Source organism: Paenibacillus sp. J31R120, assembly GCF_056269225.1.
In genome coordinates this window covers 1,383,700-1,402,756 of the sequence record NZ_JBWDNN010000001.1, presented here as the reverse complement: position 1 = coordinate 1,402,756, position 19,057 = coordinate 1,383,700, and the positions used below count along the sequence as shown (strand labels likewise).

Below are 19,057 nucleotides of genomic sequence, written 5' to 3'. Positions count from 1 at the left end.
CGTTGTCGCATCAACCCATCTTCGCGCAGATTTCCTGCAGCCGGATGGTCAGCTCATCATGACCGTCCGCAAGTTGAAACGTGCGACTTGCAGCGTCTCCTGTCCGGTGCCCGCTACAACTACTGGCATAGCCGGACACCAGCGCTTCAGCCCCTCAGCGATTAAAGTCACGCCGCTGTTCACTAATCTGCTCCGGTTTGAAGCTATACGGTACTCGCTTGCAGCATCTTCACGGATGATCTTCTTTGACATGGACATCGACACCGAAGGCATCGTCAAATCCTGGACTTCTATTTGGGCGGCCAGGAATGCGCCAATAGCTGGCGTGAAGTACTCAAAGACCTCTATGACCGCGGAGTGCAAGAAGTGCTGCTTGGCGTATTTGACGGGTTACCCGGACTGGATGCGGCCTTAAGGAAGTCTATCCGAAGGCAGTCATACAACATTGTGTCGTTAATAAAGTCCCCTCAACGTTTCGAAAATCTTAAGTACAGCCCGCTCTGAAGTCATTCATGACCTGAAGACGGTGTACACCGCTGTCGATGAAGAGTTAGCCCGTGCAGCTTTTGACACCATGAAAGCGAAATGTGGCAAGCTGTACGCCAAAGAAATATGTTCCTGGGAAGATCAGCTCCCAACTTTGTTGACGTTCTACAAGTACCCGCGCTCATCAAAGAAGCCATCTACACCTCGAATCCGATTAAGTGAATGAACAAGGAGATCCGTAAGCGTCTATAGCCGATGAATAGTCTAACGAACATTGATGAACATAAAAGGTTGTCTACCTCGAAGTCATCGACTACAATGAGGATTTGTAGAGCGGAGACAAAGAAGTGAAGTCCAAGTTAAACAGCATACTTGAAGAACGGTATCTTTACGGGTTCTTCTGAAATGATCTAGCAATTGGTGGCGGGAGACCTCCTACCAATCCAAGGAGTCGATAATCCCCTCGACTTTGTTACAGCTCAAGCAAAACCTCCATGCACGAATCAGTCTTTCCCCGCTTTACAGAACCTTTCTTGAAATGAACAATTGCCCTCAGGTTGAGGACTAATTGCTCCCATCCAAATCTCTCCAATATTGAGCGTGCTTTGTCGATAAATATAAGAAGTGCTGCTGGGTTATAACAAAAATAAGGGGGATTTATGCGAACTGAAATAATGATGCTCATTGAAGTTGTTCTTACAGTTGTCGGAATAACAGTTGCCGGAATCATTTTAGGAAGAATTAATTCGAACTATTTATTAAAAGGCTCAATGGAGAGTCCGAGATTTCGTATTTATGTTGCATTATCGTATTCCATTGTTGCAATTTTACTTTGTGCTACACTCGTTTTAGGTGCAATCGCGGTTCCGACCTCTATGATACTGACAGTTATTTCTTTTATAAACGATACTGAGGCTCCGTATTTTATTGTCATGCTATTTCAATGGATATTAGGGGCTTTATTCTTCCTTGTCTCAGTAAATATTTTAGGAATTAATAGTCCTGAAAAAAAAAGAAGAGAATTAGTTAGTTTGCAGTACACAAAATATGGCCGATTGCGAAATTGGAGCAGGGCTACAAGCGCTTATCGTAGAAGATCTGGCTGGACGGACCGCTTTACGTCACAAGCGGCAGCTGTTATTTCAGAAGGCGGTGAAGGAGAAATTCAAATTTTAGCTCCTTCTGCGAATACCGCCGAATATGAATATTTAACAGCATGGAAAGCATCTGCTATCTTAAAAAATCGTGTATTCGTGAGCGCTAGCGATAAGGTAGATATTGAGAATCCCTTAGAGTCTTATCAGGATGAACGGGTTAGTTTACAGTATACCTCTGGCATTAATGGTTACGATCTAAAGAACATTTATGCTGACCAGCAATTCGATGCCGTATATGATGTAAAAGGTGTACTCTGGCATTCCCTAAACCCCGTTAATGACGGAACGAATACAGGAAAAATTATGAGCATTTATTATGATTTGCTTAAGCCAGGCGGCATAGTCATCATTGACGGAGGCAAGGAGAAAAAAGGGAAATTTAAACCATTTTTAACTATGATTGAATTGCAGTTATTCGGTCGCTTATCCTCGTTCGGTGAAAGCTCGACATTCGATAGCTTCGAACAGTTTTTCGAGAGGAACGCTACACTTCAAGGCATGTTTGAACAGGTCGTTAAAGAGGACGGCATAGCGACTCTTGTTTACTACAGAAAAAGGATTCTTCCATAGAAGCGTTTGAGTCGCAAATGCTGTTTCATCCACTTAAAAAACGTCTCAATCGCCCAGCGACTATGGTACATATCCGTGATTTCGTCACTTGTCAGATTGAAACGATTTTTTACGAGATGAGCACACTACCAATTCTCTGCAATCTTCTCCGGGGGACTAGAGCTTCTCCTGCAGCTCTGTGGTAAATTCAATCGAAAACTAGCCTGTTGGGATACTTGAAGCTCTTCGCAGTTGATAGGCCTTCTGTGCGACTTCATACCGTTAAATCATTGTGCGGTTCTGGTGTAAATGATGGTTGCGATATTCCGTTTTACACGAGTTCATTCATTGGCTTCTTTGTTGTTCTAGCTGTCGTACTTCATATTACAATTCTTTGTAAAAAGAGAAACAGCTAGCTGTTATCTCCTCTTAGACATAATCTTAATTGTGTCACAACCCATATAGAGCTGCGGTGATACTGTCTTTTTTATCAGCAATACCCATCATTCAGGCTTGAAATCTATTTAGTGTCATACACTATATGCCTCGCTTTTTAGAGTTTATAAATAATAAGTTTGAAAAAGCCGCCAATGGCGGCTCGATTTTAAAATTATCAATTTGAAGGATATGCTTCATCCAGTTCATTCTTTACAGCCCAATGTACTAATGTAGTACTCTACCAAGCATGAGGTGCGCTTAGTAATCACCTCTATTTTTTAATAATGAATAATGCCGAAAAAGTCAGCATGACCCTACTATTTTCTATACTCTCAAACGTAAAAAGGGGCTTATCGCCCCTATCTTTTACACTTTAAATTGACGTAAGTAAGATTGTAAATCCTCTGCCATCTGTGCCAATGATGTTGCCGAAGCACTGACCTGCTCCATTGCCGCCAATTGCTCCTCAGTTGCAGCCGATACATTTTGTGTACCCTCTGCTGAACGTCCTGCAATTTCGGTAATCACATTGACCTGATCAACTGCGTGTTCCGTGTTGCTGTTCATCTGGATGGAATAAGACGTTACTTCTTGAATTTGTGCAGCTACTTGCTGAACAGAATCTAAGATCTCTGTAAACGCTGCGCCTGCTTGGTTCACGACATCCATTCCAATCGCAACTTCACGCGTGCCTTCTTCTATTGAATCAATCGCTAGCGCGGTCTCGCTCTGAATGGAGGCGAGCAGTTCAGCGATCTGATTCGTTGATTGAGCCGATTGCTCGGATAGCTTGCGCACCTCGCCTGCTACGACTGCGAAGCCGCGTCCATGCTCACCGGCACGTGCCGCCTCAATCGCAGCATTAAGCGCCAGCAAGTTTGTTTGAGCCGCAATTCCAGAGATGACCTGAACGATATTGTCGATGGCAGCCGAGCGCTGTCCGAGCTGATTAACGGTGCCGTTTATCGTATTAACCGTATTTTGTATCGATTGCATTTGCTGCATGACCGATTGTAGTCTACGGTTACCCATCTCCGCGCTTTCCGAAGCGTTCAGAGCAGAAAGAGCAACACTCTGGGCATTGTTTGATATTTGCTGTACCCCTTCGGCAACTTGATGGATGGAACGCACACTTTCCTCCACGTTATGTACCTGCTGCTCAGAACCATCTGCTACCTCTTGAATCGATACTGCAATATGTTCTGTCGCCTTACTTGTATGCTCCGCGTTAGCAGACAGTTCCTCTGCAGATATCGCTACATTCTCAGATGTACGACTAACTTGTTGAATAAACTGACGCAACGTACGAATCATCGTATTTACTGCACTAGTCAGCTTGCCAACCTCATCCTTCGACTTCACGGCTAATTCCACTTGATTCAGATCACCGTTAGATACACGTTCCGCCGCTTCCGCAACCGCAACGATCGGACGCGTAATCTGCTGTGCAATAAAGTAGGCCAGAAGGATGACAACTAAACAGACGGCAACTACGATAAAGAATACTGACCATTTAATAGAAGAAACTGCTGCTGTAATCGAATCTTCTGGAATGTGCATATAGATGTTATACCCTGCGGTAGGGACTGAAGCATAGGCAACCATGTATTTTTTCCCATCATCCGAGTAGTCAAAAGACGTTGCTTCAGACTTGTTTTGGCCCAAAATTTGAACTAATCCAGAACTCAAATTCGCTTCTTCCGCCGTCTTTCCAATTAATTCTTTATCCTTGTGGAGTTGAATCATCCCTTGATTGTCTACGACGATCGGATACCCCACCCCATTATCAATGTACAAGCTATTAAAAATCTCATTCGTGAATTCTTCGAAATTGACAAGTCCCGTTAAGGCACCCGTCACTTTTCCATCGGCCTGCTTTACAGGTACGGCTACAATGATCGAGCGTTGACCTGTAGTCTTTGCTAAAATAACTTCTGTATATGTTTCGTTTCCTTCCATTGCGTTTTTAAAGAAAGGACGCATACCTAAATCAATACCTACACTTCCTTCAAATGTGTCTGCTTTCACAATGCCATCCATACCGATAAATGTGTTACCGTCATAGTGCGGGGCGTTCTCTTTTAAACTTTGAATAAATGTCATCTTATTTGTATTATCATCTGTACGAATATCAGAAGTACTAGCGAGTATCCTCATTTCACTCATACGTTCTTTAAAATACTGATCCATCATTTCAGCTCTGCTTTTCACCAGCGAAACATAGGCATCACTTTGTTTCTCAATCAATTTAGAGGATGCTGTACCATATACGAATATGGAGGTGAGGACAAGGGGAATAAGGGAAACAATAAGAAACCAAGCTATTAGTCGATTATTAAGCTTACCTTTAAACACCTTGCCCACTAAAGCAACTGTGGATGCATCCTTCTCTTTTGGTTTTGCCTGTTCTTTCATTACCTCATACCTCCATTTTGTAAGCAAATAAATATCATTAAATCGATTAATGCTATATTTCCTAGTCGCGTCAGTAGAATTTGAGCATGGTGAAGAGGTCGCCAAGGCAATCTACCCTAACTGCCTTTCTTGACAACCTCTTCATACGTACATTGAATTAATTATGCCTTAAAAGATTAATAGCCTAAAGCCGCACCTTCACCGCGCGGGTCAGCGCCAGCAAACTTAACTTTTGAGATTGGATCGATCACAACCATACCGGATTGACCAACCTGATCTGTGTAGTCGTCAATCTTTTGCACTGGATGGCCGCGACGAATCAATTCATCCATGACGGATTGAGGAATACGGCCTTCCATTCTTAATCCGTTAGCAGTCTCTCCCCAGTTACGGCCATGCAACCATCTTGGAGCTTCAATTGCATCTTGAACTGTCATGCCAAAATCAACGAAACGTGTGACCAACGCTGCTTGTGTCTGAGGTTGTCCCTCGCCGCCTTGTGTACCATATAACATATACGGCTTGCCGTCTTTCATCAACATAGCAGGATTAAGCGTATGGAATGTACGCTTCTTAGGCTCCAAGTGGTTAATGTTTGTTTTATCTAAGGAGAAGAAGCTGCCACGGTTTTGCAATAGAACGCCTGTGTCTTTCGCAACTACACCTGCACCCCAGTCAAAGTAATGACTTTGAATAACGGATACAGCGTTGCCATCTTTATCAACGATTCCGAGCCATACGGTGTCACCTTTAGGGTCAAGCGGTTTTACGTTTGTTGCAGCTTTTTTCATATCAATGCGTGCCGCTAACTTTTGACCGTGCTCTTTTGACAACAACTCATTAACTGGAATTTTAACGAAGTCTGGGTCAGTCAGCCATTTATCACGATCAGCAAATGCTTGCTTCGTAGCTTCAACCATAACATGGTAGTAGTCAGCTGTGCCCTCGCCCATTTTCTTCAAGTCAAAATTGTTCAAAATGTTCAAGATAGACAAGGAAGCCATACCTTGAGAATTCGGTGGAACGTTGTAAGCTTGATAGCCACGATAGTCGACAGAGATTGGCTTAACCCAATCCGCTTTGTGATTAATGAAATCTTGATGAGTCAAGGAGCCGCCATTCGCTTGAATGTCAGCAGCAATCTTTTTACCCGTTTCACCTACGTAAAATTCACTAGCGCCGTTTATGGCAATACGTTTCAACGTCTTTGCCAAATCTTTTTGCTTCATCATTTCACCTGTTTTGAAAGGTGTGCCGTCCGGCTTCAAGAAAACTTTACTGAACGTTTCAAACCGTCCCAAATCTTTTAGCTCTTGATCCGTTGGATCGATAGCCGTGTTTGTCCATCTTTCTTGGTTAGGAGTTACAGGGTAGCCTTTCTCCGCATACTGAATTGCGCGTTTCAACAAATCATACCAGTCCATGGACGATTTCATCGTTTTTTCAGCATATTCGTAAGCTTCGCCCCAACCTGATACTGTCCCTGGTACTGTGTTAGCTGCCAAGTACCCGCGGGAAGGAATTTTATCAAAGCCCTTATTTTTATAAAATTCAATGGTTGTCTTCTCACCGGAACGTCCGCTTGCATTCAACGCTTTAATCTCTTTCGTCTTCGCGTTGTAAATAAGCCAGAATGCATCCCCGCCTATACCTGTGTATTGCGGATATACTACCGCAAGTGTCGCCTGCGCAGCAATCGCTGCATCAACCGCGTTACCACCATTCTGAAGCACTTCGAGTGCTGCAGCGGAAGCTAAATAATGAGGTGTTGTAACGATGCCGTTCGGCGCCATCGTCGTAGGACGATTAGCTGCACCGGCAGATGACCCAAAAATTGAAAAGCACATGACTGTTGTCATCAACAAAACGGACCATTTTTTCAATTGAGTACGCATATTTCTCCTCCTTAATAAGTATTCTGATATTGCTTTGCAGAACTAACCAATCCCTCTTGTAACCACCCCCTTCAATAGGACAGACAGCTTCATTATGCAATTTTTCGATTAATTTATGATCATATGATCATATAAGTAGCGATAATTACCTAGCTTACATTTCATATCGTGATTAGTAAGCCAGCAAAAGGATCATTTATTTAAGACTATCGATTCAGTAATACGACAAAGATGTCTTTTATTGTCACTATTACTATATCGGTTAGGAGTATCCACTTTTTATATTTTTGATGAAAAATTATTTATTCTTATATAATTTCCAGTCATTACTTTAAAGGGCCTTTCCTGCATTCACAAAATTGGTACTATATTCCTATATAAATATTTAGTTCTATATTCCTAGAAAGAGTGTCATTTACACGAAAACGGCAGCCGATTGTCTGGTTGGCTGCCGCGGTATCCTATCCACTCTATTAATTAACTAATCAACGGAAAACGAATTATAACTTCTGTACCACGCTCTATGGCGCTGTTAATGTGGATAGAACCTTGGTGTTGGTCGACGATCCAATGCGCGATCGATAGCCCTAGACCCGCTCCATGATACCCTCTATCTCTAGAGGAATCTCCCTTATAAAAGCGGTTAAATACCAGCGGCAAATCATGTTCCGAAATACCCACTCCGTTATCCTTGACGGTTACGAGTACCGACTTTCCCTGCCTAAGGCACCCAAGATCTATTTGTCCATCCGCCTGCGTAAATTTAATGGCATTGTCGAGCACAATCATGAACAGCTGTATAAGACGATCCTCATCACCATTTATGAGCAATTCCGAGCCTTCGACATGAAGCTCTAACCGCAGCTTTTTATAATCTATGATTGGCTCCATTTTTTTTGCAATCTCTTTCATGATTCCGTCAACTCGCACAGGTTGGCATAAGATGACTTCCTCATGTGAATCGCCTCTTGCCAGAAGAAGCAGACCGTCTACCATGTTTCTCATTCTTTTCGTTTCTTTCAGAATGGCTGAAATTGGAGCGCTCTCTTCCTCGATCGTATGAACGGGATGGCGTAACAATATTTGTGTTTGCCCCCGGATGACCGAAAGCGGGCTCCTCAGCTCGTGAGAGGCATCTGCAACAAATTGCCGCTGCTTGTCCCAGGCTTTCTGAATCGGAATGAGCGCCCGTCTAGCCAATCCGTAACCTGCGATGACAGATAATAACGCGCCGATACCAATTCCGGTACTAATATTCCTTAATAACAGTTTCAAATAATGGATCTCTGTAGAAATTTCCGTAATTGCCTGAAGTGTTTTCAAAGGCGCTGTATCAGACAGCTTCTCTATCATTGGCAAATTGCCTAGATAAGGTCTGCTTACGAATCGAAAGGTTCTCTTACCCACACGTATCGACTCCGGCTCCATGTGGCCTTGTTTTTCCCGAAGTTTTGAAGCTAATTTGTCATATGGCGATTTATAATATATGCTTCCAATCAAGGTATCGTTGGAATCCCAATAAAATGTCATAAAAAATCGTTCCGGTTCATCCCAGTTAACGTTAAGGACATGTTCCCCGTTGGGTAGCGTATATTGATACAAGTTGTCCATATTAAACACGAGATGACGGTCAATGTCGGAATAGATCCGATAACGCGCCAGCCCGTATAACGCTCCCCCCAGTATGATGAGCAGGCAAAATACGACCGCACTGTTCCAGATCGTCATTCGTACTAGCGTGCGTTTGATCATATCGGGGTCTCTTCTCCTTTTATTTGGCGGACTTGATATACTGATTCACTTGCTGCTCCAATATCGGAAATGGCATACTACCGTTTCGAAGAAGAACGGAATGAAAAGTTTTAATGTCGAAACGATCCCCGAGTTCGCTTTCCGCTTTCTCTCGTAGGGATTGAAATTGATCATATCCGATGGAATAGCTCGTTGTCTGTCCCGGAAAAGCAATGACGCTGTCAATAAAGGCATCTGATTTCTTTCCAGTCATGCTAACCAGGTATTCATTAGCTTGTTCTCTTGTCCATCTCAGCCCATTAATGCCCGTGTCAATAACCGTTCCAACGTGAAAATATAGCAGATGTTCTTGAACCGTCGCCTGATTAAGCAAGCCCATCTCTACGCCTAAAGTTTCCACATAGGTGGCCCATCCTTCTGTGAATCCGGGTAAACTAGTCATTTTCCGGACTAATGGAATTTCCGATTGGTTGTATTGAATGGAATATTGAAAATGGTGTCCTGGAACGCCTTCATGCATCGCAAACATTTTGGCAGAATCTTTGTAAAATGGTATGTCGGGCGGGAAAAAAAATCTTCCATTCCTATCGCCATTAATAGATGGGCGGATATAAAACGCGCCTACATTAGATAGCGGAGCCGGATATAACTGTACATCCACTGAATTGTCGGGAATAAGCGCTTCTTCAAACCAATCGGATAATTTGTGCTTTACTTCCGAGATACTGTCGTTAACGGTTTGCAGTAATTCATCTCCTTTTACTGTGTTCCACGAGACAGAGCCTCTTTGCTCCTTTACATTCTCTTCTGCTCTGCGTTTGGCGATCTCGTTAATTTCCAGAGGACTGAAGTCCGTGCTCGTGTAAAATCTAAGTTGGGCAGAATAATATTCGTCGCCACCCGGCTGACTCCAAAGCCCCTGACTCAGGGATGCTTGATTCAAAAAATCATTTTCGATCAAAACGGCAACTTTGCCGTAAGAAGGCAGTACATGATCGCTTATAGTCTGTAGAAGCTCCTTTTTCAGTTCCTCTTCTTTGAACGGTTCGAGCTTTATCTCCGATAATTTCTCTACATATGAAGTGTACAAAACCGATTCCTCCGGTTTCGTCTTCTTCAAATTTTCGTAGCTCGTGCGTATTTCCTTTAAAAATTCTGAAGAGGGAATGAATCCTTTCTCTTGTTTGCCCTGAATTCTGTCTATGATATGTGCGACCTTGTCGGAAAACCCATTCAGCGCAACAATATAATTTTCGGCATCTGCTTGGTTACGAATCGGATAGTTATTAGCAAAAGCTGGCGCGAAATTAATGAGGGAAAAATATACGTCTGTGTCCATATCCGAGTTTTGGTTCAATTGTTGTGACGTGATTAGTTGCCATTTGACGATATCATAGGTAAGCTTGTCTTTCGAGGACAGCTTGGCAGCGTTATATGTATTCAATTCTCCTAAAAATTGTTCGATATCATCGTATTTTTTTTGGTAATAGTCATCTGAGTAAACGGAAAGCTTAGTGGGATCCCACCCGAGACCATTCACATCTTCTAAACCAAAATAAAGCTGTGCTTCGGGGTCCTCATTCAGACTGGCAACCACTATCTTTTGCATCATATTGGCAAAGTTCTTTGACTGCTGATCAGCCCACCATAACGAACCGCCTGCAATCAGCAAAACAAGTAATCCCGCTGTCAAAAGAATAGTCAATCTGGTGTTCTTAAACATCTGTCTTACAAAGTTCATTCATTCATCTCCCCTCTAAGCGTATAAGAAGAATATACACGATAAAGCTTTGATTTCCCTTTGAACTGCTACTCGTTTATTCTGAGTATATAGCCCAAACCTCTTACGGTCTGGATATATTGATCGGCATGCCATGAGGACAGCTTCTTCCGAAGATAATGGATATAAAGCTCCACGATGCCAATTCCCGCTTCCGAATCGAGTCCCCAAATCCGGTTATAGATTTGCTCCTTCGTCACGATCTGTTCTTTATTCATGAGCAGGTACTCAAGCAGCTCAAATTCCTTTTCTGTTAAAGTCAGCTCTTCTCCTGTAACCGTTATGACTCGGTTCCGAACTTGAATAACAATCGGGCCGTAGCTAATTTGCTCTTCTAGATTAACCTTGCCATAACGGCGCAGCAGCACTTTAGCTCTGACGATCAGCTCCGGAATCTCGAAAGGCTTTACCATATAATCGTCCGCTCCGATCGTTAACCCCTTTATCCGGTCGTTCAATGCGTCTTTGGCCGTCAGGCACAGAATCGGGGTATCCACATTTTGCTTCCTCAGCTCTTGGATAAACGTAAATCCATCAACCTTAGGCAGCATAATATCCAAAATAATTAAATCGAACTCGCCGTACAATGCGTGATGCAAGCCCTCATCTCCGCTGTAACACTCCGTAACCTTATGCCCTTCATCCTGCATAACTCTTGCAATGGTATACGCTATCGCAATATCGTCCTCGATAATCAGAAGCTTCATATTCCCCTCCATCAATGAATATATATGGAATAGTATAACATATTTTAATAGGATTGAGAGTTTACTGCCAGTAAGATTTCCCCTCCTAAGTCTCTCTGAAATCACATAGTACATCTTTTGAACTGAGGAACAGCGCCCCGATAATACAGCAGCCATCGCGACAGCCATCGTGAAATGAATCAGTCAGCGGAACATATTTTTAACATTTGGAGATGACAAGAATATGGTCTTATAAAAGAATCTATGATTTAGTAAATAAGCTTTGGATATTACCATTTATATACAGCTTCCCTATTTGTCCATATCATTATCTTTTTTGAATCATATATTAGAGTATGGAAACTTGTCTTAATCGAAAATGAAAGGAGGGATTTTATTGAGTCATAAAACAAAGATTTTATCAACTGGCGTGTTACGAAGACACTCGAGTACTGAATTTCTTACTGTTGAAGCAATGAACGTTGATCTAATGATTCGCGATCAGTAACAGTTCAAATGTTTGACTGGTCATCCGGTTCCCCTGTTTTAATATCGATGGCTGATCCTACAACTCAAACAATACCACCTAATCAATACAGAACCTTTAGATCATTTGAGCTTACTCCCTCAACATTTGCTTATGAAGTAAGAATAGTTCATCCAAAAGATAAGGATGTTGTGACAAATGTTTTTGGACTTAGCGATATTGCATTTGACCCACAGGAAGGAAACAATGTCTTGCAACATGACTTAGCTAAATTGAAATTGCGTTAATCCACTCGTGTGAAGAATAGCTGTTTAGATGAAAGCGTTTGGTTATTGTGACCAGGCGCTGTTTTCTTTTACACGATGTCGGCTGCCTTACCCATTATGCTGTCTCCCTGCTCCTCATTTGTCGAAAGGTAAATATGTCTATATTCCTATTGAGAATAAAACATACATAAAATAGAATCTATGTAATCGTCCTCCTTTCACTCTCTCAGCGTTGTTACACTCTTCCCTTTCCATTGTGAGTTGGACAATGAACTTCAAACTCTTTGGAAAGGAGAATGTGGAACTTATTGAATGAACAGTTTGCAAGATGACTCGATTTTGTATCCATTCGCTTGACTGAAAGTCCATTCTAAGGAGGAATCGTTAATGATGATGGAACAGCAAGTTATTTCGAATCGAATGATCAGAGGTACCGTGATGAAAAGAGCTTTTATCTCCGTCGTGCTGATGGTAGCCCTAATGGTTTCATTCGTGTCGTCGGCATCCGCTGCTTTTTCTTATACGAGCCCGATCTACAACCTCAGTGGCGGTACCATCTATTTCGGCAACGGCGTAATCGTCAACACCGGTCAATATTACGACACTCTTACCGTCAACGTGTACAAAAAAGAATGTACCACAACATCCACCTCATCTTGCACGAACGTATGGGTCGGTTCAAAAACCATTTCCCTGTCCTCTCAGCAATACGTCTATCCTGGCGCATCAGGCGCACCTGTAATCCCTATCGTTACAGGAACGACAGCAGGTCAATATTTTTATACATTGTCCGCTCCCGGCAGCTGGCATGTAATGGCTGGCATCCACAATTAAGCGTAAAAGCCACTCCTTGGGATCGCTTTCTTGATTAAAACAGCAAAAATAAAGGAATGGCGATGCTGAAGGAGTTCATCCTTGCATCGCCATTCAATATGCCCCGATTAATCTTTCTACTCCCATACTCTTAGAACGTAATCACCACATTCCCTCTTTTGCGTTCCGAATCCACATAGGCGTGCGCTTCCGGAACTTGCTCCAGCGCGTATTCGCGATCGATATCCGCGCGGAGCTTACCGGTATTGTAGAGCTCAGTTATATATTGCAGGTTAGCCTTGCTCTGTATGAGGCCGGCCGTTGCGAACTTGGCTTTACTGCCTCTCGACAAGGAGGTGAGGAGGACGGCGAGCATAATCGACAAGGATCGGACGGTAGAGAGATAGATGCCGTTGCCGGAGAGCGATCCCTTACAATCACGGTATATCCGCTTGCCAACCGCGTCGAAGATCACGTCGTATGTGTTGCCATTTCGCGCAAAATCTTGTTTGGTGTAATCGATAACGGTATCGGCACCGTTCGCCAGCACCAGCTCGGCGTTCGCTCCGCTACATACGCCGATTACTTCAGCGCCAAACGCCTTCGCGAGCTGTACGGCCGCCAGTCCGACGGCTCCGGAGGCTTCATTGATCAGCACCTTCTGGCCAGGCTGCAGCCTGGCTTTGTCGCGAAGGAAGGTCAGCGCCGTTGGGGTGCCGTCGCAGATCGCGGCTGCTTCCGCGAACGTCATGCCCTCCGGCATGACCGCAAGCGGCTTGGATTCCGGCAAGCATTTGTATTCGGCGTAGGCGCCGGAAGTAGTCGCGCTAATGCCTAATACGCGATCCCCAACGCGAAAGTGCTTAACGTCGTGGCCGACAGCGTCGACGACTCCCGCAAGCTTCGTTCCCAGGATGGGCTGCTTGGGCTTCTTCAGCCCATAGACGAGCCTTACGATGAAAGGATATCCCTTGCGGAAGGCACAATGCGCCGGGCCCACGGTAGTGGCTGCTATACGAATGCGAACTTCGTCATTCCCGGGCTCCGGCATCGCGACGTCTTCCAGCCGCAGGACGTTCGGAGAGCCGTATTGGGTACAAATGATCGCTTTCATCCTCTTTCCTCCTCGAAATAAAAAACTTCCTCAAGCGGAACGCCGAACGCGCGCGCGATACGGAACGCGAGCTCCAGCGAAGGCGAATAATTGTCCTTCTCAATGGTGACGATGGTCTGCCGCGTGACGCCTGCCAAATCCGCGAGCTGCTGCTGCGTCATCTCGTTATGGTTAAAGCGAAGCTTGCGTACATGATTGCCAATCAGACTCTTACCCATGTCAGACTCCCCTGCGATAGTAATTCAACTGCGCGATATACCCGACGGCCTCTGACAGGAAGGCGAAGCCGACGAAAGTGACGAACATCGTGTTCGGCGTCATGCCTAGCGCGAGCGTACCCATGGCTAGTACTGTCCCCATGCTGAACGTGATATGGGTGACCCGGGTAGCCTTCAGATTGATCAGCTTGTCGAGCTCGTCAGCGAACGAAGGCTCGTCTTCGTTCGTCGCTAACCGGTTAATAATCGAGAAGAGAATATGCAGAATAATCTTCACTGCGACGGTGACCGGAATGAGCACGACGACGAAGAGTCCCCAGAAGCGAAAGGGGTCCTCTTGATCAAGCGCGCCGAATGGTGCGGTCCGAAATACGTACAAACAATAAGAGCCAAAGATCAGAAAAGTGCTGAGAAAATAAAAGATCGTTTTTTTCTCCTGAAAGGACAAGCGGAACGCCTCCTCGATATGAGTAAAGTTTGATATACACAATGTAAAATAAAACAAACTGGCAAAAAAATAAAACAACAGCTGGATTCTTGCCAGCTGCTGTGGTCTTGAACTATTAGAGGATCAACCCAACCAACTAGGCGGCAGCTGCTCCTGGATTGCATTGCTGAACTATCTTTCACCGTCAGCGTAATGAACTCTGTCAAATGCCCCAAAGCGTAGCGTGAACATAGTGATATCTGAAGGATACGCTTCTATGAAACACCAACACTTCTTTTATGTAACTTCTTAAATGCAGAGAATTCGCGATTTAATTTAATAACATTTAATATCAAATTGGCGCATTCATCTGGTTTCAAGGCTTCAGTATTTAGTTCAATGTCGTACTCCTTAAAGCCATAAACATTATCATACTGTGAGATTGCTAATCCAATCTCTCTATCTCCCCTTCGTTTTTCTCTTCTAATTAGTTCCTCTTTCGAACAGTTTACGCCTACAAATAGAACAGGATGATCTAATAATAAATCTATACATGTATTAAACCTCTCGTCACTATCATTTACTGTATCTACAATGATATTCATCCCCTTTGCCGACATAAATTTAATGGTTGAATAAAATACAGCAACCAGTGGATCAATAATGATATCGTTCGAAATTTGGACATCTTCTCTATGGTCTGATTCAACACTAGAACATTTAGTGTTAATAAAATCAATGTAGCCATTAAACAATCTTAGAAAAAAATCATCAATCGATAAATGATGAAATGAGATTTCATTTTGATTTAATAGTTCTGTCGATATGGAGGTCTTTCCCGAGCTTGAAGTTCCATTTAGAAAAACGATTATGCCTTGCTTCAATTTAAACACCCCTTATTTAAGGTATTCGTGTAGTGATCAAGAGATCCTGACCGTTAGTTAACTTAGTACTTGTCTTGGGTTAACTATTTGATGAGAGATATAATAACCAGCTGTCTTATCAAAGAGTTCAAAGCCATCATCCTCAAAGCTATATCTAAATATGGTCTGCTTTGATATCTGTGTATATCAATCACTTTCTACTGTAACTATAATATTGGCAATCGTGTTATTAAAGAAAAGTTGCATTTGTTGATCCGTTGTCATTTCATCTCTTCTCAGTACAATACGCGGACAATCGAAAATCGGGACGATTTTGTTTTTCTTTGGGAACAAATATTTTGATACTATCATCCTCACTAAAGTGATACAGCATGTCATTTCTCCCCTTTCCTATATTAGAGTCTCAATACGGTAATTAGTTCGTTGTGACTGATCTCGCCGTTCTCACGAAAGCCAAAGCTTTCATAAAGCTTTTTAGCGACGAAGTTATCGGGCGCATAACAAATCCAACAGTAATGTGCAGGCCCAGCCGGTAAGGTGCGAATAAATTCCAATATTTTCTCCATAGCTTCCCGGCCATAGCCCTTGTTCTGATATTGTTGATCAATCATCAGTCGCAAGATGCAATAGCTGTCGTCTGCAATTGAGGGGAGCTCGTCGTAACCGGTGATTCCATAAGTCAGCATAACAAAACCGACCGGCTGCTCATCTGCATAAATGGCCAACGGAAATGGATGTCCGCCATTGGTTGTAAGGACATAACACGAAGCAACACTTGAAAGATTAGACGCAACAAAGCGACGTTGTTCTGCTGATACTTCCAAGTTAAATATGGCGCGTCTGTTTTCCAGCGTTATTGTTCTGAGAGTAATCATTCAGTTTTTCTCCCTTTATCCACTATCGTTTTGCTCCGCGGTCGCATATATAATATTACAGTTTTCACCAAAATATTGTAGACTTATATTGAATTTTTTTATACACTATTATGTATCCATGTCTTTTTTAGGTGTATCCTTTTTGGCATATGGCAACTAGTAAATCGGCACATAGTTGTGCTGGTTTTATTTTTTATTAACGTAATCTTCCCATGGAATGACCGGTAGTAGAAATGGAACAAAGACGCTTTTCTGTTCATTTGCAGCTAACTAGTTATTTTGCTTTTGTTGCGGTCGATGATAGTCGTAGGTAAAAAGCGATTCCGACAGCAGCTGTCAGGAATCGCTTTAGCTTGTTTTCTATGCAAAACGAGCTTGTTGCCTCAAAGGGAGTCAACAAACGTTGACGCTTGGCAACAACACTATTGGCGAATGATTAATACATCTCTTGGCGGTGTGCCCGTACGACGAATCTCGTTAATCTGAGCATTCGTCAGATTGCGTCCTACAAGAACGAGGGAAGAAGTTAAATCGTTAAAATCCCCCAGGCTAGCTACGTTCTGATTGCCGCGGAATACGCGGAAGGAGCCTCTGAAATTAATATCTGAGAATAGTACAAGCGTCACTTGTCTTCTATTTACAACATTGCGCAATCTAAAGCTAGAGAGCTCATCATTGAAAACAAATGCGTTCAAGTCTCTGATCGCTACTCCGCCGCGTCTAAATAAAATCCTTCTCCCAGAAAAGTTATTATCTCTGAACAGAGTCAATCTCACATCTCGATTTGCCAATTCTATCAACCTCCATATCTGTGATTAAATAGATTATGAAAACTCACAATGGAATGATATGGATAAGAATCCTAAGTAAAATACCCGTTTCGCAAATGGAGATAAATAGCAGCGCCTTTCGTTGGCTAAAATAAAAAGAACCCTCCACTTCTGGAGAATTCTTTTATTGGTTGTAAATGTACCAATTGCAGCCTGTATGTAAAACTAATGTCTTCGTTTGTTTAGCTACACTTGTTTAATCGGTATATAAATATCAAGTATCAGTACTTTCTGTCCACTTCTTTGAGGCATTCCAAATCTTTGATCCGTATAAACTTCACATTTAAAGTAATTTTGCCAATCTACTTCATAGCCATTTTGGCGAATGGCTTCTATTGTCAGTTGATCTGCATTCGGGTAGATCTCATGCTCTTCGCCCTCAATCCAAGTTTTTGCAATGGTACAAGCTGGTATGTCATATGCTACATATCCATCAGGCACAGGTGTATTCACTTTCATTAAAAAACCTGCAACGTATGTAAATGTTCCATCCTCATTGTTGAAATCTCTTACGTACCCCTCATATCCATTCGGCGTTTCGGCAGGGCAATATTCAGTCATGTTTGCAAGCGTATCAAATGTTCCGTCGGAGAAGCATTGTTGCCACAACGATGGAATCGTTGGATATTTTGATGGGAAAACAGGATTAAAGTTTTCAATCTTGGTTCTTATTTCTTTTCCAACCATCTTGTACGGACCAAACTCAACAAATTCAATTTTTTTCAATATAGCCATAGTCATCTTCCTTTCTGAGTAATAGGAACCCACAGTTCATTTTGAGGAGAGTGTCCTGGAGGATAAAAGCATTCAACTGCTGGCAGGTCTGCCAGTACATAATCAGATGTTGGAACCCAATCCGTATACAAACACTTCCAAGTGCTTACGAGGTCGGCAGGATTTTGGGCTTCAAATACAACCCATTGGCCCTCAGGGAATGTTAACTTTTCCATATCCTCAGGTGTTTCTTTTTCATATTGTACCGCCAAGTAATAGAAGAAAGTATCATTCTTACCCCAGTCACCTTCTGTTAAAATGCCCAATATGCCATTAGGTGCTTTTTCTGAGTTTTCACCCATTAAACCAAGTAATTTGTCGCCAATGCCGTTCATTTGTGCTTCTTGCCAGAGCTTAGGTATGGAATGGTACGCATGATCCGTATTCACGCAATTTTTGAAGCCTGCAGCTGAAAATCCAGGATTTTTTTCAATTCTGTAGTTCATCTCTGCCCTCCCCTTAATCGAAATATGGAAAGACATACGTGGATAAGCCTTCAGGTTTACCCCTGATTTACGAGCTGATGTTGGTGAAATCCCGTGCAGCTCACGGAATGCTCGCGTAAAAGCAGCATGAGATTTATAACCATAGGTTTGCGCAATTTCAATCACACTTTTGTTGCTTTGTTGCAGCTCAAAAGCAGCAAGTGTCAGCCGCCTTCTTCTGATATAATCAGAAAGCGTCACCTCTGATATAAAGGCAAACATTCGTTGGAAATGAAAATTCGGGCAACAAGCTGCTTTTGCAGCTTGCTTATAATCGATTTCCCCACTCAGGTTGCCCTCAATATAGTCAATTGCTGCATTCATTCGATCAAGCCACTCCACTAATGGTCCTCCTTCCATACATAAGTCTAGCAGAAAAATAAACTGCTGCTTTGCAGTTGTTGTACAAAAAATGCAAAGAACTGTTACCTTACATTGAGTTATTTTCCAGTGATCTTTTGTTCTATCTCCTTTAAAGATAGATATATCGCTCGAAGATAGAAAATAATATACAAGAAACCCAGGATTAAAATAAAAATCAAAAAACTCATGATAGTCACCTCTTTCAAATAGTAATGCAGCTTATAGATGTTACTTAAACCTCAAGTCTATACTAGATAGAAATTAATGAGAGATAAACACACGGGGTATCATTATAAAAATTAACAATCAATTATATCGTTGGGAATATCTTGCTAGAAGAGATTATAACAGACTTGACTATTA

Annotated in this window: 17 protein-coding genes and 3 pseudogenes; 4 read left to right on the top strand and 16 right to left on the bottom strand. The window is 42.7% G+C overall.

Annotated features, from left to right (window positions below):
• Nucleotides 1-48: 48 nt before the first annotated feature.
• A complete protein-coding gene (locus AC0YNW_RS06435) occupies nt 49-252 on the bottom strand; it encodes a hypothetical protein (RefSeq protein WP_475831280.1) in 204 nt (67 codons plus the stop codon).
• On the opposite strand from AC0YNW_RS06435, the pseudogene AC0YNW_RS06430 reads away from it, so the two are divergent.
• Nucleotides 227-809: pseudogene (locus tag AC0YNW_RS06430) on the top strand (IS256 family transposase); the annotation flags it as partial. The gene AC0YNW_RS06435 and the pseudogene AC0YNW_RS06430 sit on opposite strands and share 26 nt — an antisense overlap.
• A 336-nt stretch (nt 810-1,145) precedes the next feature.
• Nucleotides 1,146-2,213, top strand: a complete 1,068-nt coding sequence (locus AC0YNW_RS06425) for a hypothetical protein (protein ID WP_475831219.1) — start codon at nt 1,146-1,148, stop codon at nt 2,211-2,213.
• Here AC0YNW_RS06425 and AC0YNW_RS06420 read toward each other — a convergent pair.
• The 6 genes and pseudogenes from AC0YNW_RS06420 to AC0YNW_RS06395 form a co-directional block, all read right to left on the bottom strand.
• Nucleotides 2,204-2,329: pseudogene (locus AC0YNW_RS06420) on the bottom strand (transposase); the annotation flags it as partial. The gene AC0YNW_RS06425 and the pseudogene AC0YNW_RS06420 sit on opposite strands and share 10 nt — an antisense overlap.
• A gap of 667 nt (nt 2,330-2,996) precedes the next feature.
• Nucleotides 2,997-5,045: a methyl-accepting chemotaxis protein gene (locus AC0YNW_RS06415; protein WP_475831218.1), complete on the bottom strand. Its 2,049-nt coding sequence runs from the start codon at nt 5,043-5,045 to the stop codon at nt 2,997-2,999.
• 176 nt (nt 5,046-5,221) lie between these two features.
• Complete coding sequence (gene ggt, locus AC0YNW_RS06410) at nt 5,222-6,940, bottom strand: gamma-glutamyltransferase (RefSeq protein ID WP_475831217.1); 1,719 nt, start codon at nt 6,938-6,940, stop codon at nt 5,222-5,224.
• Nucleotides 6,941-7,417: 477 nt separating this feature from the next.
• Nucleotides 7,418-8,692: a sensor histidine kinase gene (locus tag AC0YNW_RS06405; protein ID WP_475831216.1), complete on the bottom strand. Its 1,275-nt coding sequence runs from the start codon at nt 8,690-8,692 to the stop codon at nt 7,418-7,420.
• A 19-nt stretch (nt 8,693-8,711) separates the two neighbouring features.
• A complete protein-coding gene (locus AC0YNW_RS06400) occupies nt 8,712-10,433 on the bottom strand; it encodes a DUF885 domain-containing protein (RefSeq protein WP_475831215.1) in 1,722 nt (573 codons plus the stop codon).
• A 68-nt stretch (nt 10,434-10,501) separates the two neighbouring features.
• Nucleotides 10,502-11,179, bottom strand: coding sequence for a response regulator transcription factor (locus AC0YNW_RS06395; RefSeq protein ID WP_475831214.1), 678 nt, complete (start codon nt 11,177-11,179; stop codon nt 10,502-10,504).
• 358 nt (nt 11,180-11,537) lie between these two features.
• Here AC0YNW_RS06395 and AC0YNW_RS06390 point away from each other — a divergent pair.
• Both AC0YNW_RS06390 and AC0YNW_RS06385 read left to right on the top strand, forming a co-directional pair.
• Nucleotides 11,538-11,932 (top strand): annotated as a pseudogene (locus tag AC0YNW_RS06390) (hypothetical protein).
• A gap of 366 nt (nt 11,933-12,298) precedes the next feature.
• Nucleotides 12,299-12,745: a hypothetical protein gene (locus tag AC0YNW_RS06385; protein ID WP_475831213.1), complete on the top strand. Its 447-nt coding sequence runs from the start codon at nt 12,299-12,301 to the stop codon at nt 12,743-12,745.
• A 130-nt stretch (nt 12,746-12,875) separates the two neighbouring features.
• On the opposite strand, the gene AC0YNW_RS06380 is transcribed toward AC0YNW_RS06385, so the two are convergent.
• The 9 genes from AC0YNW_RS06380 to AC0YNW_RS06340 all read right to left on the bottom strand — a co-directional run bounded on the left by AC0YNW_RS06380 (nt 12,876) and on the right by AC0YNW_RS06340 (nt 18,673).
• Nucleotides 12,876-13,838, bottom strand: a complete 963-nt coding sequence (locus tag AC0YNW_RS06380) for an NAD(P)-dependent alcohol dehydrogenase (RefSeq protein WP_475831212.1) — start codon at nt 13,836-13,838, stop codon at nt 12,876-12,878.
• Complete coding sequence (locus AC0YNW_RS06375; protein WP_475831211.1) at nt 13,835-14,056, bottom strand: helix-turn-helix transcriptional regulator; 222 nt, start codon at nt 14,054-14,056, stop codon at nt 13,835-13,837. Before AC0YNW_RS06375 ends, AC0YNW_RS06380 begins: the two co-directional genes overlap by 4 nt.
• Nucleotide 14,057: 1 nt before the next feature.
• A complete protein-coding gene (locus tag AC0YNW_RS06370) occupies nt 14,058-14,504 on the bottom strand; it encodes a hypothetical protein (protein WP_475831210.1) in 447 nt (148 codons plus the stop codon).
• Between the two features lie 254 nt (nt 14,505-14,758).
• A complete protein-coding gene (locus AC0YNW_RS06365) occupies nt 14,759-15,367 on the bottom strand; it encodes a chloramphenicol phosphotransferase CPT family protein (RefSeq protein ID WP_475831209.1) in 609 nt (202 codons plus the stop codon).
• Nucleotides 15,368-15,424: 57 nt separating this feature from the next.
• Nucleotides 15,425-15,529 (bottom strand): DUF6886 family protein, encoded by a 105-nt coding sequence (locus AC0YNW_RS06360; RefSeq protein WP_475831278.1) that lies wholly within the window; start codon nt 15,527-15,529, stop codon nt 15,425-15,427.
• Between the two features lie 233 nt (nt 15,530-15,762).
• Entirely contained in the window at nt 15,763-16,242 is a 480-nt protein-coding gene (locus AC0YNW_RS06355; RefSeq protein WP_475831208.1) for a GNAT family N-acetyltransferase, read from the bottom strand.
• A gap of 422 nt (nt 16,243-16,664) precedes the next feature.
• Nucleotides 16,665-17,033: a hypothetical protein gene (locus AC0YNW_RS06350; protein ID WP_387479060.1), complete on the bottom strand. Its 369-nt coding sequence runs from the start codon at nt 17,031-17,033 to the stop codon at nt 16,665-16,667.
• Between the two features lie 225 nt (nt 17,034-17,258).
• Nucleotides 17,259-17,807 carry a GyrI-like domain-containing protein gene (locus tag AC0YNW_RS06345; RefSeq protein WP_475831207.1) on the bottom strand — a complete coding sequence of 183 codons (549 nt, stop codon included), beginning with the start codon at nt 17,805-17,807 and terminating at the stop codon, nt 17,259-17,261.
• Between the two features lie 2 nt (nt 17,808-17,809).
• Nucleotides 17,810-18,673, bottom strand: coding sequence for an AraC family transcriptional regulator (locus AC0YNW_RS06340; protein WP_475831206.1), 864 nt, complete (start codon nt 18,671-18,673; stop codon nt 17,810-17,812).
• Nucleotides 18,674-19,057 lie beyond the last annotated feature (384 nt).

Bases quoted from the DNA above. Each gene is read 5' to 3' on its own strand.
- AC0YNW_RS06425 (WP_475831219.1), top strand. From the start codon at position 1,146: ATGCGAACTGAAATAATGATGCTCATTGAAGTTGTTCTTACAGTTGTC.
- AC0YNW_RS06395 (WP_475831214.1), bottom strand. From the start codon at position 11,179: ATGAAGCTTCTGATTATCGAGGACGATATTGCGATAGCGTATACCATT.
- AC0YNW_RS06345 (WP_475831207.1), bottom strand. From the start codon at position 17,807: ATGGCTATATTGAAAAAAATTGAATTTGTTGAGTTTGGTCCGTACAAG.
- AC0YNW_RS06375 (WP_475831211.1), bottom strand. From the start codon at position 14,056: ATGGGTAAGAGTCTGATTGGCAATCATGTACGCAAGCTTCGCTTTAAC.
- AC0YNW_RS06415 (WP_475831218.1), bottom strand. From the start codon at position 5,045: ATGAAAGAACAGGCAAAACCAAAAGAGAAGGATGCATCCACAGTTGCT.
- AC0YNW_RS06405 (WP_475831216.1), bottom strand. From the start codon at position 8,692: ATGATCAAACGCACGCTAGTACGAATGACGATCTGGAACAGTGCGGTC.
- AC0YNW_RS06435 (WP_475831280.1), bottom strand. From the start codon at position 252: ATGTCAAAGAAGATCATCCGTGAAGATGCTGCAAGCGAGTACCGTATA.
- AC0YNW_RS06400 (WP_475831215.1), bottom strand. From the start codon at position 10,433: ATGAACTTTGTAAGACAGATGTTTAAGAACACCAGATTGACTATTCTT.
- AC0YNW_RS06355 (WP_475831208.1), bottom strand. From the start codon at position 16,242: ATGATTACTCTCAGAACAATAACGCTGGAAAACAGACGCGCCATATTT.
- AC0YNW_RS06380 (WP_475831212.1), bottom strand. From the start codon at position 13,838: ATGAAAGCGATCATTTGTACCCAATACGGCTCTCCGAACGTCCTGCGG.
- ggt (WP_475831217.1), bottom strand. From the start codon at position 6,940: ATGCGTACTCAATTGAAAAAATGGTCCGTTTTGTTGATGACAACAGTC.
- AC0YNW_RS06385 (WP_475831213.1), top strand. From the start codon at position 12,299: ATGATGATGGAACAGCAAGTTATTTCGAATCGAATGATCAGAGGTACC.